Source organism: Pseudomonas sp. H2_A10 (assembly GCF_054680085.1).
This window is the reverse complement of the sequence record NZ_CP162821.1, coordinates 4,367,581-4,383,376: the sequence shown is the minus strand read 5'-3', so window position 1 is coordinate 4,383,376 and position 15,796 is coordinate 4,367,581. Positions and strand designations below refer to the sequence as shown.

At 61.5% G+C, this 15,796-nt stretch carries 14 protein-coding genes; 13 read left to right on the top strand and 1 reads right to left on the bottom strand.

Going from position 1 to position 15,796, the window contains the following annotated elements; translation table 11 throughout:
• The first annotated feature begins 93 nt into the window (after positions 1-93).
• A complete protein-coding gene (locus AB4O23_RS20520) occupies positions 94-987 on the top strand; it encodes a hypothetical protein (RefSeq protein ID WP_017530316.1) in 894 nt (297 codons plus the stop codon).
• A gap of 131 nt (positions 988-1,118) precedes the next feature.
• Here the strand turns inward: AB4O23_RS20520 and AB4O23_RS20515 are convergent, their stop codons facing one another.
• The gene (locus tag AB4O23_RS20515) at positions 1,119-2,027 is read right to left on the bottom strand and encodes a MurR/RpiR family transcriptional regulator (RefSeq protein ID WP_017530318.1); all 909 of its coding nucleotides are present in this window, start codon (positions 2,025-2,027) and stop codon (positions 1,119-1,121) included.
• A gap of 284 nt (positions 2,028-2,311) precedes the next feature.
• On the opposite strand from AB4O23_RS20515, the gene AB4O23_RS20510 reads away from it, so the two are divergent.
• From AB4O23_RS20510 to AB4O23_RS20455, 12 genes are all read left to right on the top strand, one after another.
• Positions 2,312-4,249 carry a bifunctional 5-dehydro-2-deoxygluconokinase/5-dehydro-2-deoxyphosphogluconate aldolase gene (locus AB4O23_RS20510; protein ID WP_460060373.1) on the top strand — a complete coding sequence of 646 codons (1,938 nt, stop codon included), beginning with the start codon at positions 2,312-2,314 and terminating at the stop codon, positions 4,247-4,249.
• A gap of 106 nt (positions 4,250-4,355) precedes the next feature.
• Complete coding sequence (gene iolE / locus AB4O23_RS20505; protein WP_017530320.1) at positions 4,356-5,249, top strand: myo-inosose-2 dehydratase; 894 nt, start codon at positions 4,356-4,358, stop codon at positions 5,247-5,249.
• Complete coding sequence (gene iolB, locus AB4O23_RS20500; RefSeq protein ID WP_017530321.1) at positions 5,246-6,034, top strand: 5-deoxy-glucuronate isomerase; 789 nt, start codon at positions 5,246-5,248, stop codon at positions 6,032-6,034. The genes iolE and iolB overlap by 4 nt, the downstream gene beginning before the upstream one ends.
• A 26-nt stretch (positions 6,035-6,060) precedes the next feature.
• Positions 6,061-6,876 carry a TIM barrel protein gene (locus AB4O23_RS20495; RefSeq protein WP_017530322.1) on the top strand — a complete coding sequence of 272 codons (816 nt, stop codon included), beginning with the start codon at positions 6,061-6,063 and terminating at the stop codon, positions 6,874-6,876.
• 10 nt (positions 6,877-6,886) lie between these two features.
• Positions 6,887-8,818, top strand: coding sequence for a 3D-(3,5/4)-trihydroxycyclohexane-1,2-dione acylhydrolase (decyclizing) (iolD, locus tag AB4O23_RS20490; RefSeq protein WP_017530323.1), 1,932 nt, complete (start codon positions 6,887-6,889; stop codon positions 8,816-8,818).
• Positions 8,819-8,837: 19 nt separating this feature from the next.
• Complete coding sequence (locus AB4O23_RS20485) at positions 8,838-9,848, top strand: bifunctional inositol 2-dehydrogenase/D-chiro-inositol 1-dehydrogenase (protein WP_017530324.1); 1,011 nt, start codon at positions 8,838-8,840, stop codon at positions 9,846-9,848.
• Between the two features lie 155 nt (positions 9,849-10,003).
• Positions 10,004-11,050: a Gfo/Idh/MocA family protein gene (locus AB4O23_RS20480; RefSeq protein ID WP_068934752.1), complete on the top strand. Its 1,047-nt coding sequence runs from the start codon at positions 10,004-10,006 to the stop codon at positions 11,048-11,050.
• A 110-nt stretch (positions 11,051-11,160) separates the two neighbouring features.
• Positions 11,161-11,337 carry a hypothetical protein gene (locus AB4O23_RS20475; protein ID WP_175404205.1) on the top strand — a complete coding sequence of 59 codons (177 nt, stop codon included), beginning with the start codon at positions 11,161-11,163 and terminating at the stop codon, positions 11,335-11,337.
• A 64-nt stretch (positions 11,338-11,401) separates the two neighbouring features.
• Positions 11,402-12,331 carry a sugar ABC transporter substrate-binding protein gene (locus tag AB4O23_RS20470; protein ID WP_017530326.1) on the top strand — a complete coding sequence of 310 codons (930 nt, stop codon included), beginning with the start codon at positions 11,402-11,404 and terminating at the stop codon, positions 12,329-12,331.
• Between the two features lie 65 nt (positions 12,332-12,396).
• Positions 12,397-13,950, top strand: a complete 1,554-nt coding sequence (locus tag AB4O23_RS20465) for a sugar ABC transporter ATP-binding protein (RefSeq protein WP_026067457.1) — start codon at positions 12,397-12,399, stop codon at positions 13,948-13,950.
• A gap of 58 nt (positions 13,951-14,008) precedes the next feature.
• Positions 14,009-15,031 carry an ABC transporter permease gene (locus tag AB4O23_RS20460; RefSeq protein WP_460146897.1) on the top strand — a complete coding sequence of 341 codons (1,023 nt, stop codon included), beginning with the start codon at positions 14,009-14,011 and terminating at the stop codon, positions 15,029-15,031.
• 358 nt (positions 15,032-15,389) lie between these two features.
• Positions 15,390-15,794, top strand: coding sequence for a TraR/DksA family transcriptional regulator (locus AB4O23_RS20455; protein WP_003191666.1), 405 nt, complete (start codon positions 15,390-15,392; stop codon positions 15,792-15,794).
• Positions 15,795-15,796 lie beyond the last annotated feature (2 nt).

Here is a 15,796-nt window from a genome sequence, read left to right as displayed (position 1 = left end):
TGAAATATAAAGGTTTTGTTTTATTTGTCGACTGGCACGGCGCCTGCAATTTGGAGTGGGTAACACCCTTTTTCTGTCAGGAGCACAACAACAATGATCACATCCTCATCCATGCTGCAAGAATCGAGCACGCGCTCCGGGGTTTCCTGGGGGGCGATTTTTGCCGGGGCCGCTGCGGCGGCCGCATTGTCCCTGATCCTGGTATTGCTGGGCTTCGGCCTGGGCTTTTCGGCGGTATCGCCGTGGGCCGGCAGCGGTATCAGCGCCAAGGGGCTGGGCATTTCCACCATTGTTTGGCTGGCGTTTACCCAGATCGTGGCGTCCGGGCTGGGCGGTTACATCGCCGGCCGCTTGCGCGTGAAGTGGGCCAATATGCATGGCGATGAGGTGTATTTTCGCGACACCGCCCATGGTTTCCTGGCCTGGGCGGTGGCCACGCTGGTGACGGCGACCCTGGTGGTCGGCTCGGTCAGCAGTGTGGTCGGCGGCGGCGTGCAAGCCGGGGCCAGCGTGGCCTCGGGTGCGGCCCAGGCCGCCGGTACTGCGACGCAGGGCGTGAAGGGCGACGACTTCGGTTATTACGTCGACAGCTTGTTCCGCGATGATCGCCCCGTGGCCGTCAGCGATGACGCCGCCCATGGCGTGGTCGCGCGGATCTTTGCGCGCACCCTGAGCAACGATGGCCAACTCGCCGCTGAAGACCGCGCCTACCTGGCGCAGTTGATCAGCCAACGCACCAACCTCAGCCAGGCCGACGCCGAAGCGCGTATCGACAAGGTCTACGGCGACGCCCGTAAAGCCGTCGAAGACGCCAAGCTCAAAGCCAAACAGGCCGCCGACACCGCCGCCAAAGTCGCGGCCTGGACCGCGCTGTGGATGTTCATCGCCTTGTTGATCGGTGCATTCTTCGCCAGCTTCGCTGCCACCTTCGGCGGTCGTCGTCGCGATGCGGTGGTGTACGTCGATACCGAAACCTACGTTCGTTAATTCAAGGCCCATTCATTCAAGGAGAGCATCATGCGTTCATTACTTCTGTGGTTCCTCGGCGTGCCGATCCCGGTGATCATCCTGATCGCGATCTTCATGCACTGACCCCGAGCCCCGCGCGGTCCATTTAGTCAGTCGTCGAACCCGACTTGCTCGTGGATCTCATCCACCTTCAACTCCAACCGGTACGCCACCGCAATAAATAACGCCTGGCACAGGCACAGGGTGGCGCTCAACGAGCGGAAGGCAAACGACGAGCCTTCGTTCACCAACAGCACCGCATTCGCCCGCTTGGCCAGGGGCGACAGGTTGCTGTCGGTGATGATCAGGGTCTTGGCCTGGTGATGCTGGGCGATGCGCAGGCAGTGCTGGGTTTCTTTGCCGTAGGGCGTGAAGCTGATGGCAATCACCAGGTCATTGGCGCGCACGCTGCGCATCTGTTCGCGGTAGCTGCCGCCCAGCCCAGAGATCAGGTGAATGCGTTTGTTGGTGTGCTGCAGGTTGTAGACCAGGTAGTCCGCTACCGCAAAGGAGCGGCGCACACCAACCACATAGATATTGTCGGCGTTGACCACCAGGTCCACGGCCTTGTCGAACGCCACGTCATCCAGTTCCAGCCCCAGGCGCTCGATGCCCGACAGCGTGGCGTTGACGCATTCGCGCGCCAGGTCGCCGCCGCTGGCCTTCTGGGATTTATTGGCGATCATGCTGCGGATGCGTTGCTGGTAGTTCTGCACCGGCGTGGTCTTGTGGGTGTAGGCCTCGCGAAACAGTGCCTGCATCTCGCTGAACCCGCTGAACCCGAATCGCTGGGAAAACCGCACGATGGCCGAGGGGTGTACTTCGCATTCGCGGGCGATGTCGCTGATGCGGTCGACCATGATCCGGTCGCTTTGTTGGCTCATGTAGCTGGCGATGCGCTTGAGTTGGCGGGGCAGGCTTTCGTATTCGTCGGTGATCAGCTGCAACAGGCGTTCGGCATTGATCGGAGGGCTGGCGAGGGGGGCTTCCAGGGTGGTCTCGGGATCGGTGCGGGACATGGGCAATCCTTCTGGCGTGTTCGTCTGATGCGCTGATGGGTGGCGCAAGTCTACAGGGTAGGCGCAAAAAAATACCCCGGCATCACGGCCCCCGTGGCCTGCTGAAACGATGCACGGCGGCTGGCGTGCCATTATGCCGGCTTATTGGAAAAAATATTCCACTAAAAATAATTCTGGAATAAATATTGATTGGCGTCGCTGAACGTTCTAGTCTGCTCCCACCAAGAGCGTTTGCCGTCGCCACGGCGGCACAACGCAGGCTGATAAAAATAACAGGAGCCAGCATGGGCCAGACTCGTTTTGCCAGTGGGCGTCAATTGGATCTGATTTGCCTCGGGCGCCTGGGCGTCGACCTCTACGCACAGCAAGTGGGTGCGCGGCTTGAGGACGTGTCCAGCTTCGCCAAGTACCTCGGCGGGTCGTCCGCCAATATCGCCTTCGGCACCGCGCGGCTGGGGCTCAAGTCGGCGATGCTCAGCCGTGTGGGCGACGACCATATGGGGCGTTTCCTGGTGGAATCCCTGGCCCGCGAAGGTTGCGACGTCAGCGGCATCAAGGTCGACCCGGAACGCCTCACCGCCCTGGTGTTGCTGGGCCTCAAGGACCGCGAAACCTTCCCCTTGGTGTTTTACCGCGAAAACTGCGCCGACATGGCCCTGCGCGCCGAGGACATCAGCGAAGCCTTTATCGCCTCCAGCAAAGCGCTGCTGATCACCGGCACGCATTTTTCTACCGACAGCGTGTACAAGGCCAGCATCCAGGCCCTGGACTACGCCGCCAAACACAACGTCAAGCGCGTGCTGGACATCGACTACCGCCCGGTGCTGTGGGGCTTGGCGGGCAAGGCCGACGGTGAAACCCGTTTTGTCGCCGACCAGACGGTCAGCGCGCATGTGCAGAAGATCCTGCCGCGTTTCGACTTGATCGTGGGCACCGAAGAAGAATTCCTGATCGCCGGCGGCAGTGAAGACCTGCTCACCGCGCTGCGTACCGTGCGCGAAATCACCCCGGCTACGTTGGTCGTCAAGCTCGACCCGCAGGGCTGCACGGTGATTCACGGGGCGATTCCTGCGCGCCTGGAAGACGGCGCGATCTACCCCGGTGTACGCGTGGAGGTGCTTAACGTGCTGGGCGCAGGTGATGCGTTCATGTCGGGCTTTCTCAGTGGTTGGCTCAACGACGCCAGCGATGAGCGTTGCAGCCAACTGGCCAACGCCTGCGGTGGCCTGGTGGTGTCGCGCCACGCCTGCGCCCCGGCGATGCCAACCCCGGCCGAGCTGGATTATCTGTTCAACAGCCCGGTGCCGATCACCCGGCCCGACCAGGACGTGACCCTGCAGCGACTGCATCGCGTCAGCGTGCCGCGCAAGGCCTGGAAGCAACTGTTCATCTTCGCGTTTGACCACCGCTGGCAATTGGTCGACCTGGCGCAACGCGGCGGCCAGGACCCGGCGCGTATCAGCGATATCAAGCAGCTGTTTATCCAGGCCATCGAACGTGTGCAACACAAGCTCGCCGAGCAGGGCGTTGACGCCGACGTGGGCCTGTTGGCCGACCAGCGCTTCGGCCAGGACGCGCTCAACGCCGCCAGCGGTCGCGGCTGGTGGGTCGCGCGCCCGGTTGAGGTTCAGAACTCGCGCCCGCTGGCCTTCGAGCACGGCCGTTCGATTGGCAGCAATCTGATCGCCTGGCCCCAGGAGCAGATCATCAAGTGCCTGGTGCAATACCATCCCGACGACGAGCCCATGCTGCGCCTGGAACAGGAGGCGCAACTCAAGGCGGTGTACGACGCCTCTGTGGTCAGCGGTCATGAACTGCTGCTGGAAGTCATCCCGCCCAAGGATCATCCGTCCACCTACCCGGACGTGCTCTACCGCAGCCTCAAGCGCTTGTACAACCTGGGCATCTACCCGGCGTGGTGGAAGATCGAAGCGCAGACGGCCGAGGAGTGGACACGACTCGATGCGCTGATCAACGAGCGCGACCCGTATTGCCGTGGCGTGGTGCTGCTGGGGCTCAACGCCTCGCCGGAATGCTTGGCCGACGGCTTTCGGCAAGCACGCCTGAGCACTACCTGCCGAGGGTTTGCCGTGGGTCGCACGATCTTCCAGGAGCCGAGCAAGGCGTGGATGGCGGGGCAGATCGATGATGAAACCCTGGTCCAGCAGGTGCAGGCCACGTTCGAACAGCTTATCAACGCCTGGCGCAGTGCCCGAGGCTGAACACCGCTCTACAGGTGCAATGCAATCAAATGTGGGAGGGAGCAAGCCCCCTCCCACATAAAGCAGATCCAAGCGATCTCAGGTAAAACAACAAAAAGGTGCAGCCATGCCCGCAATCCGAATTGGCATCAACCCGATCTCCTGGAGCAACGACGACCTGCCGGCCCTGGGTGGTGAAACGCCGCTGAGCACCGCCTTGAGCGAAGGCAAGGAGATCGGCTACGAAGGTTTTGAACTCAACGGCAAGTTCCCCAAGGATGCCAAGGGCGTGAGCGAGGTACTGCGCCCCTATGACCTGGCGCTGGTCTCCGGCTGGTATTCCAGCCGCCTGGCGCGGCGTTCGGTGGCCGAGGAAATCGACGCGATTGCCGGCCATGTCGAGTTACTCAAACACAACGGCGCCACGGTGCTGGTGTACGGCGAGGTGGCCGATTCGATCCAGGGCTCGCGCATTCGCCTGATCGAACGCCCGCGTTTTCACAGCGAGCAGGCCTGGCAGGACTACGCCGACAAGCTCACGGAACTGGCGCGCTTTACCCTGTCCCAGGGCGTGCGCCTGGCGTACCACCACCATATGGGGGCCTACGTCGAGTCCCCCGAAGACATCGACCAACTGATGCGGCGAACGGGGCCGGAAGTCGGTCTGTTGTTCGACTCGGGCCACTGCTACATGGGCGGCGGCGAGCCTCTCCAAGTGCTGCGCACGCATATCGAGCGCGTCTGCCACGTGCATTTCAAGGACGTGCGCAAGCCCGTGGTGCAACTGGCGCGCAACCAGATGTGGAGCTTCCCCGATTGCATCGTCAACGGCACCTTCACGGTGCCCGGCGATGGCGATATCGACTTTGCCGAGCTGCTCGATGTGCTGCTGGCCGCGCGATACAAGGGTTGGCTGGTGGTGGAAGCCGAGCAGGACCCGGCCGTGGCGCCCAGCTATATCTACGCGAAAAAGGGTTACGACACCTTGCGCGCTCTGCTCAATGAGAGGACCCAACCATGAGCTTGTTGGTTAAAAGCAGCAAACGCGGGCAGACCATGGTTGCCCTGGAACAAGGGCGCCTTGAGTACGTCGGTTTCAGTGCCTACCGCTTGAGCCTGGGCGAAACGCTGCCGGTCAGCGCCGGCGACAAGGAGCTGTGCCTGGTACTGCTCAGCGGCCGGGTGAATATCGAAGGCGAAGGGTTCAACTGGCAGAACCTCGGTGATCGCCAGTCGGTATTTGAAGACAAGTCGCCGTTCGCCGCCTACCTGCCGCCTGGCACCTCGGCCCAGGTTACCGCCTTGAGCGACGTGCAGATTGCGGTGTGCGCCGCGCCCGGTACGCAGGGTTACGAACCACGCCTGATCCGCCCCCAAGACTGCAAGCGCAGTGTGCGCGGCAAAGGCGCCAACACGCGTTATGTGTGCGACATCCTGCCCGACAGCGAGCCGGCCCATTCGCTGCTGGTGGTGGAAGTGCGCACGCCGTCGGGGCATTCATCGAGCTACCCGCCGCACAAGCACGACACCGACGACCTGCCGCACCAGAGCTTCCTGGAAGAGACCTACTACCACCAGGTCAACCCGCCCCAGGGCTTCGTGTTCCAGCGGGTGTACACCGACGATCGCAGCATCGACCAGGCCATGGCGGTGGAAAACAGCGACCTGGTGGTGGTGCCCAAGGGTTATCACCCGGTCAGCGTGCCGTATGGCTACGAATCTTATTACCTCAACGTCATGGCCGGCCCCAAGCGTGCCTGGCACTTTCACAACGACCCGCAGCACAGCTGGCTGCTGGACCTTTAAGCGGTTTTGGACGGAGAACAACAACAATGAAGTCGCCTCTACGTTTTGCCCTTAACCGCATGGTCGCGCCCAACCTGTCCCTGCCGGACTTCATCGGCTTGGCGGTTGCGCTCAAGTGCGACGCCATCGAGATCCGCAATGACCTCGCAGACCGTCAAATCGAATACGGCACGCCCGCCAGCCGCGTGCGTGAGTTATGCGCGGCGCAGGGCATTACGGTGCTGTCGATCAACGCGCTGTACCCCTTTGACGTCTGGAACGACGAACGCCGCGCCCAGGCGATCGAGCTGGCCACCTATGCCCGTGAATGCGGTGCCCAAGGCCTGGTGATGTGCCCGTTCAATGAGCCCGGCGACACGCGCAATGAGGCGCAGCGCGCCGCCGGTTTGCGCACCGCCTTGAGCGAGCTGGCGCCGATCCTGCGCGAGTATGGGCTTCTGGGTTTCGTCGAGCCCCTGGGGTTCGAAGAATGTTCGATGCGCCGCAAACGCGTGGCGGTGGACGCGATCCAGTCCATCGGTGGCCTGGACGTGTTCCGCCTGGTCCATGACACGTTCCACCATCACTTGGCCGGCGAGCAGGAGTTCTTCCCGCAACTGACCGGCCTGGTCCATATCTCCGGCGTGGAAGATGCCCAGGCGCCGCTCAACTCGATCCGTGACGGCCACCGCGTACTGGTGGGCGAGGGCGATATTCTTGGCAATGCCGCACAGATCGACACCTTGCTCAGCACCGGCTACAGCGGCTACCTGTCGTTCGAGCCGTTCGCGAAAAGTGTGCATGAGTTGGCGGATATCCAGCAGGCCTTGGGCGCAAGCATTGCCCACCTGCAAAAACGTTAAGGGGGGCGACATGACCACAACCCGACTGACCATGGCCCAGGCCCTGGTGAAGTTTCTGGATAACCAATACGTCGAAGTCGATGGCGTACAGAGCAAGTTTGTCGCCGGGGTGTTCACGATTTTCGGCCACGGCAACGTGCTGGGCCTGGGCCAGGCGCTGGAGCAGGACAGTGGCGACCTGGTGGTGCATCAGGGCCGCAACGAGCAGGGCATGGCCCATGCCGCCATCGGTTTTGCCAAGCAGCATTTGCGCCGCAAGATCTACGCGTGCACCGCATCGGTCGGCCCCGGCGCGGCGAATATGCTCACCGCCGCGGCGACCGCCACCGCCAACCGTATTCCGTTGCTGTTGCTGCCCGGCGATGTGTACGCCAGTCGCCAGCCCGACCCGGTGCTGCAACAGATCGAGCAGTTCCACGACTTGAGCATCAGCACCAACGATGCATTTCGCTCGGTGAGCAAGTACTGGGACCGCATCAACCGTCCCGAGCAACTGATGAGCGCCGCGATCCATGCCATGCGTGTGTTGACCGACCCGGCGGAAACCGGCGCCGTGACCTTGGCGCTGCCCCAGGATGTGCAGGCCGAAGCCTGGGACTACCCGGATTACTTCCTGCAAAAGCGCGTGCACCGTATTGACCGGCGCCCGCCCAGCGCGGCGATGATCGGCGATGCGTTGGCGGCTTTTCGCGGCAAGCGCAAACCGCTGATCATCTGCGGTGGCGGGGTCAAGTACGCCGGCGCGAATGCCGCGCTGCAAGCCTTCGCCGAGCGCTTTGATATTCCGTTCGCCGAGACTCAAGCGGGTAAAAGCGCGCTGGTGTCCAGCCACCCGCTTAACGTCGGCGGCATTGGCGAAACCGGCTGCCTGGCGGCCAACCTGTTGGCGCCCGAGGCGGATCTGATCATCGGCATCGGCACCCGCTACACCGACTTCACCACCTCGTCCAAGTCGCTGTTCAAGCATGCCGAGGTCAAGTTCCTCAACCTGAATATCAGCCCCTGCGATGCGTTGAAACTCGACGGCGTACAGGTGCTGGGTGATGCCAGAGTTGCCCTCGACGCGCTGGCCGACGCCCTGGGCGATTACCGCTCCGGTTGGGGTGAACAGGTGCGTGACGCCAAGGCGCAACTGGATGCCGAAGTGGACCGTGTGCATCAGGTGGAGTACTCGGGCGATGCCTTCGTGCCGGAAGTCGACGACCACCTGGACCGTGCGGTACTGCGTGAATTTATCGAGCTGACCGGTTCCTGCCTGACCCAGAGCCGGGTGCTCGGCGTGCTCAACGACAGCCTGGCCGACGATGCGATCATCGTCGCCGCCGCCGGCAGCCTGCCCGGCGACCTGCAGCGCGCCTGGCGCAGCAAAGGCGTGAACACCTATCACGTCGAATACGGCTACTCGTGCATGGGCTACGAGATCAACGCCGCCCTCGGCGTGAAGCTGGCCGAACCAACCAAGGAGGTGTATGCGCTGGTCGGCGATGGCTCCTACATGATGTTGCATTCCGAGCTGGCCACCTCGATCCAGGAGCGCCGCAAGATCAACGTGGTGCTGCTGGACAACATGGCCTTCGGTTGCATCAACAACCTGCAGATCGGTAACGGCATGGACAGCTTCGGCACCGAGTTCCGCTACCGCAACCCCGAGAGCGGCAAGCTCGACGGCGGCCTGGTGCCGGTGGATTTCGCCATGAGCGCGGCGGCTTATGGCTGCAAGACCTACAAGGTCAGCAGCGTCGAGCAACTCCAGGCCGCGCTGGCCGATGCGCGCACGCAAACGGTCTCGACCCTGATCGACATCAAGGTCCTGCCCAAAACCATGGTCCACGGCTACCTGTCGTGGTGGCGGGTGGGCGTGGCGCAGGTGTCCACCAGCGAACGCACGAATGCCGCTGCAAAAAAACTCAATGAACACCTGGCGAAGGCCCGGCAGTACTAATAACAAGAGGAGTGTTTGTATGTCGTTGAAGCTTGGAGTGATCGGTACCGGTGCCATCGGCCGTGACCATATTCGTCGTTGCAGCCAGACCCTGCTCAATAGCCAGGTGGTGGCGGTGACCGACATCAACCTTGAGCAAGCGGCCAAGGTGGTCGCGGATTTGAAACTGGGCGCCGAGGTGTACCCGGACGGCCATGCGCTGATCAACTCGCCACAGGTTGAAGCCATCCTGGTGACCTCCTGGGGTCCCAGCCATGAAGAATTCGTACTCGCCGCCATCGCCGCCGGCAAACCGGTGTTCTGTGAAAAACCCCTGGCGGTGACTGCCGAAGGCTGCCGCCGGATCGTCGACGCCGAAGTGGCCCACGGCAAGCGCCTGGTGCAAGTGGGCTTCATGCGTCCGTATGACGAAGGCTATCGCGCCCTCAAGGCGGTGATCGACAGCGGCCAGATCGGCGAGCCGTTGATGCTGCACTGCGCCCACCGCAACCCGACGGTAGGTGAGAACTACAAGACCGACATGGCGATCACCGACACCTTGATCCACGAGCTGGACGTACTGCGTTGGTTGCTCAACGACGACTACGTTTCCGTGCAAGTGGTGTTTCCGCGCAAGACCAGCAAGGCGTTGGCGCACTTGCGCGACCCGCAGATCGTGCTGCTGGAGACCGCCAAGGGCACGCGTATCGACGTGGAAGTGTTCGTGAACTGCCAATACGGCTATGACATCCAGTGCGAAGTGGTGGGGGAGACCGGTATCGCCAAATTGCCGGAGCCTTCCCAGGTGCAACTGCGCAGCGGCGCGAAGTTGTCCAATGCGATTCTGATGGATTGGAAAGACCGGTTCATCGGCGCGTATGACGTGGAGTTGCAGGCGTTCATCGACAGCGTGCGCGCTGGCCAGGTCGGTGGGCCGTCGGCGTGGGATGGTTTCGCGGCGGCGGTGGCGGCGGATGCGTGTATCCAGGCGCAGGGCAGTGAGCAGATCGTCAAGATCAGCCTGCCGGATCGCCCGCACTTCTACGGCTGATCGCAAATCCACAGGTGGAATGCAGTCGGTGTGGGAGGGGGCTTGCCTCCGATGGCGGTGGGTCAGATAAATTTTTTTTGACTGACACACTGTTATCGGGGGCAAGCCCCCTCCCACATTTGACTCGGTTTCCACTTCTAAGAAGGAGTGAGTTCATGCGAATCGGACTAGTCGGCTACGGCCATGGAGGGCGCTTTTTTCATGCGCCGCTGATTGCAACACTGCCCGGCGCCACGTTTGTTGGCGTCGTCACCCGTTCCCCCGAGCGCCGCCAACAGTTGAATACCGACCACCCCGGCCTCCAAGCCTTCGACTGCATCGGCCAGATCGTCGAAGCCGGGGTCGACGCCCTCGTTATCTCTACCACTCTCAAAGGCCGCCCGGCGCTGGTGCTGGAAGCCATCGAACATGGCCTGGCGGTGGTCAGCGACAAACCCTTCGCCGCCAACGCCGAACAGGCCCGTGCACTGATCATTGCCGCCGAGCGCCATGAAGTGTTGCTGAGCGTCTACCAGAACCGGCGTTGGGACTCGGATTACCTGACCCTGCGCAAGCTCATCGACGCCGGTGCCCTGGGCACCATTACCCGGTTTGAGTCGCGGGTGGAACGCTACAGCCCGCAAGCGGTGGGCAACGCCAGCGGCGGTGGCTGGCTGCGCGATTTGGGCAGCCACCTGGTGGACCAGGCGCTGCAATTGTTCGGCCCGGTGGACCGGGTGTTCGCGCAGTTGCACTACACGGCCGAACACCCCAGCGTCGACCACGGTTTTTTCGTGTCCCTGACCCACGCCAACGGGGTGATTTCCCACCTGTGGGGCAATGCCCTGCAAAACAGCCAGGCCCCGCGTTTTCGCGTCAGTGGCAGTGCGGGCTGTTACACCGTGGAGGGGCTCGACGGTCAGGAAGAAGCGCTGATGGCCGGCAAATCACCGAAAACCGAAGGCGAGCACTGGGGCGCTGAAGAGCATCGCCGTTGGGGCTGGTTCGAACACGGCGGGGAGCGCGAGCGGGTGCCGTCGGAGAAAGGTTGCTGGACGCAGTTCTATCGCCAGTTGCAAGCCGCTGTGCAAGGGCAGGGCGTGTTGCCCGTGAGCGCCTATGACGCCCTGGAAACCACCCGTATATTGGACGCCGCACGCCTGAGCGCCGAGCGCCAGCAGGTGGTTTCAACAAAAATAGAATTAAATTCTAAAACAAGTTGATATGGAAATTATTTTCCAATAAAGTCTTTTCCAGGTTGCATAAAGTACGTCTGGGCCCGATCCCCGGCGACTCAACAAAAACAAGATCAAAAACAACCAGGTACCGTCAGATGAAAATCTTCAACGCTGTACTGCGAGTTTTACGCCCCGCCCAAACGCCCCGCGCTCTGCCCCGCGCCCGGCCGTTCTACTTCTCCTTCCTTAATGTGCTGTGCGTCGAAAACCACGGCGCGCTGGTCTGCTGCATTCCCGGCGCACCGGTCGTGCGACTGCCCGCCGAGCGCTGATAAACGCAACCTCTGATAAACGCAACGTCCACAAAACCAACAAGAAACTGGAGACAGACCGTTCATGAAGACCCCGATCCGTTTTACCGCGCTGGCCCTGTCCATGCTCCTGGCCAGCGGTGTTGCCTCGGCTGCCGACCTGAAGATAGGCGTGAGCATGTCCGCCTTCGATGACACGTTCCTAACCTACCTGCGCGAAGACATGGACAAGCAAGCCAAGTCCTATCCAAAAGGTGACGGCGTGCAGTTGCAGTTCGAAGACGCCCGCGCCGATGTGGTCAAGCAACTGAGCCAGGTCGAGAATTTTATCAGCCAGAAAGTCGACGCCATCATCGTCAACCCGGTGGACACCGCCTCTACGGCGAACATTATCAAGGCCGCTACCGCTGCAAAAATTCCGCTGGTGTTCGTCAACCGCCGTCCTGACAGCGCGACGCTCGCCCCAGGCGTCGCGGCGGTGGTGTCCGATGACATCGAGGCCGGCAAGTTGCAAATGCAATACATCGCCGAAAAACTCGGCGGCAAGGGCAACGTCGTGATTCTGTTGGGTGACCTGGCGAACAATTCCACCACCAACCGCACCAAGGGCGTGAAGGAGGTCCTGACCAAGTACCCAGGCATCAAGATCGAGCAGGAACAGACCGGCATCTGGTTGCGTGACAGGGGCATGACCTTGGTCAATGACTGGTTGACTCAAGGCCGCGATTTCGACGCGGTGCTGGCCAATAACGATGAAATGGCGATTGGCGCGTCCATGGCGCTGAAATCGGCAGGCAAGAAAGGCGTGCTGATCGCGGGTGTCGACGGCACGCCGGATGGCCTCAACGCGATCACCAAGGGCGACATGACGGTGTCGGCGTTCCAGGATGCCAAGGGCCAGGCGGACAAGTCGGTCGAAACGGCGCGCAAGATGGCCAAGAACGAACCCATCGAGCAGAACGTGATCATCCCGTTCCAACTGATCACGCCGGACAACGTCGCCAAGTTCAAGTAGCCCTGACATAACAACAACGAAACGGCAGGGCGGTCGTGCCCGCCTTGCCGATGGAGTACTTCTTTATGCTCGCTCAAGCCGCTGTCTCGCAGCCTCCCGGTATCCAGCCGTTGCCGCTGGAAGAACCCTACCTGCTGGAAATCGTCAATATCAGCAAAGGCTTTCCCGGCGTCGTGGCCCTGGCCGATGTGCAACTGCGCGTGCGCCCCGGCACCGTGCTGGCGCTGATGGGGGAGAACGGCGCGGGCAAGTCGACCTTGATGAAAATCATCGCCGGCATCTACCAGCCCGACGCCGGTGAAATCCGCCTGCGCGGCAAGCCGATCGTGTTTGAAACACCGCTGGCGGCGCAAAAGGCCGGGATCGCCATGATCCACCAGGAACTCAACCTGATGCCGCACATGAGCATCGCCGAGAATATCTGGATCGGCCGCGAGCAGCTCAACAGCCTGCACATGGTCAACCATCGCGAAATGCACCGCTGCACCGCCGAGTTGCTGGCGCGCCTGCGCATCAACCTCGACCCGGAAGAGCAGGTGGGCAACCTGAGCATCGCCGAGCGGCAGATGGTCGAGATTGCCAAGGCGGTGTCCTACGACTCCGACATCCTGATCATGGATGAGCCCACATCGGCGATTACCGAGAAGGAAGTCGCCCACCTCTTTTCGATCATTGCCGACCTCAAGTCCCAGGGCAAAGGGATCGTCTACATCACCCACAAAATGAACGAAGTGTTCGCCATCGCCGATGAAGTGGCGGTGTTCCGTGACGGCCAGTACATCGGCCTGCAACGCGCCGACAGCATGAACAGTGACAGCCTGATCTCGATGATGGTGGGCCGTGAACTGAGCCAGTTGTTCCCGGTGCGTGAGACTCCGATTGGCGACTTGCTGCTGTCGGTGCGCGACCTGCGCCTGGACGGAGTGTTCAAGGACGTGTCGTTCGACCTGCACGCCGGCGAGATCCTCGGCATCGCCGGGTTGATGGGCTCGGGCCGCACCAACGTGGCGGAGACCCTGTTCGGCATTACCCCAAGCGACGGTGGCCAGATCACCCTGGATGGCCAGGCGGTACGCATCAGCGACCCGCACATGGCTATTGAAAAAGGTTTTGCGCTGTTGACCGAAGACCGCAAGCTCAGTGGCCTGTTCCCCTGCCTGTCGGTGCTGGAAAACATGGAGATGGCGGTGCTGTCGCACTATTCAGGCAATGGCTTTATCCAGCAGAAAGCCCTGCGCGCGCTGTGCGAAGACATGTGCAAGAAGCTGCGGGTGAAAACCCCGTCCCTGGAACAGTGCATCGACACCCTGTCGGGCGGCAACCAACAGAAAGCCTTGCTCGCCCGTTGGCTGATGACCAACCCACGGTTGTTGATCCTGGATGAACCCACCCGGGGCATCGATGTGGGGGCCAAGGCCGAGATCTATCGCTTGATCTCGTTCCTCGCCAGCGAAGGCATGGCGGTGATCATGATTTCCTCGGAGCTGCCCGAAGTGCTGGGCATGAGCGATCGGGTGATGGTGATGCACGAAGGCGAACTGATGGGCACCCTGGACCGCGCGGATGCGACCCAGGAAAAAGTCATGCAGTTGGCCTCCGGTATGACCGCGGTCCACTGACGAGCAGCCGCGCGGGCCTGCGGTTGGCCCGCGCCACAGAATAAGAAGGTGATTGGCTATGAACGCAATAACAGACAACAAGCCTGCCACGGTACCGGTCAAGCACCGGCGGCGATTGCCTACCGAGCTGAGCATCTTCCTGGTGCTGATCGGCATCGGCCTGGTGTTTGAGATGTTCGGCTGGATTGTGCGGGACCAGAGCTTTTTGATGAATTCCCAGCGCCTGGTGCTGATGATTCTGCAAGTGTCGATCATCGGCCTGCTGGCCATTGGCGTGACCCAAGTGATCATTACCACGGGGATCGACTTGTCGTCCGGCTCGGTGCTGGCGCTGTCGGCGATGATTGCCGCGAGTTTGGCGCAGACTTCCGATTTTTCCCGGGCGGTATTCCCCAGCCTGACGGACTTGCCGGTCTGGATCCCGGTCGCCATGGGCCTGGGGGTGGGGTTGCTGGCCGGGGCGATCAACGGCAGTATCATCGCCGTCACCGGTATTCCTCCCTTTATTGCGACCCTGGGCATGATGGTCTCGGCCCGTGGCCTGGCGCGTTATTACACCGAAGGCCAGCCGGTGAGCATGCTCTCGGATTCGTACACCGCCATCGGCCATGGCGCGATGCCGGTGATCATCTTCCTGGTGGTGGCGGTGATCTTCCATATCGCCCTGCGCTACACCAAGTACGGCAAGTACACCTACGCCATCGGCGGCAACATGCAGGCGGCGCGGACTTCGGGGATCAATGTCAAGCGCCACTTGATCATCGTCTACAGCATCGCCGGTCTTCTGGCGAGCCTGGCTGGCGTGGTGGCCTCGGCCCGCGCCGCCACCGGCCAGGCAGGCATGGGGATGTCTTATGAGCTGGATGCGATTGCGGCGGCAGTGATCGGCGGCACCAGCCTGGCGGGCGGGGTAGGGCGTATCACCGGCACGGTGATCGGCGCACTGATCCTGGGCGTGATGGCCAGTGGGTTTACCTTTGTCGGTGTGGACGCGTATATCCAGGACATCATCAAGGGCTTGATCATCGTGGTGGCCGTCGTCATCGACCAATACCGCAACAAGCGCAAGCTCAAGCGCTGATACGGCTTAAAGGGCAACACAACTCCATGTGGGAGGGGGCAAGCCCCTCCCACAATGGATCATCAACCGTCTGTTTCAACCGTTTGTCTTCTATATAGCTCCACAAGACTGAATTTCTTGCTATAAACGCACTCCGATAACCGTTCGCCAAGCCCGTCCTGGTGCCTTTTGGGGTTGTATCGGTAAAAATGCCTGTCTTTTCAGTTGCTGCGCCCTCAAGTCGGCCTTAGACTGCCGCCCCTCGTAAATTGAGTGCCGGGTGGCGCTTGGAATGGATGGCGCCCTTCCGAGGCCTGCAAAGGTCGACCGGAACGCTCCCTTATTCGCCTTAATGCACGTATTTTTTATAGAGAAATCAATGACAAAGGAAAAGTTGCTGGCCATGCCGGCGGATGACTACATGAATGCCGAACAGCACGCTTTTTTTGAGAAGTTGCTGCAAGACATGAAAGTGGAACACCACGAGCGCATTGAACAGAACCGTATCGCCATTGAAAGCCTGGATACCCCGGCTGACCCGGCCGACGCCGCTTCCGTGGAAGAAGAGCGCACCTGGCTGGTCAACGCCATCGACCGCGACCAGCGCATGCTGCCGCAGCTTGAGCGGGCACTGGAACGCATCAAGGAAGATTCCTTTGGCTGGTGCGATGACAGCGGCGAGCCTATCGGCCTCAAGCGCCTGCTGATCAGCCCTACCACCAAGTACTGCATCGAAGCCCAAGAGCGCCACGAGCAGATCGACAAGCACCAGCGCCAAGCCTGATG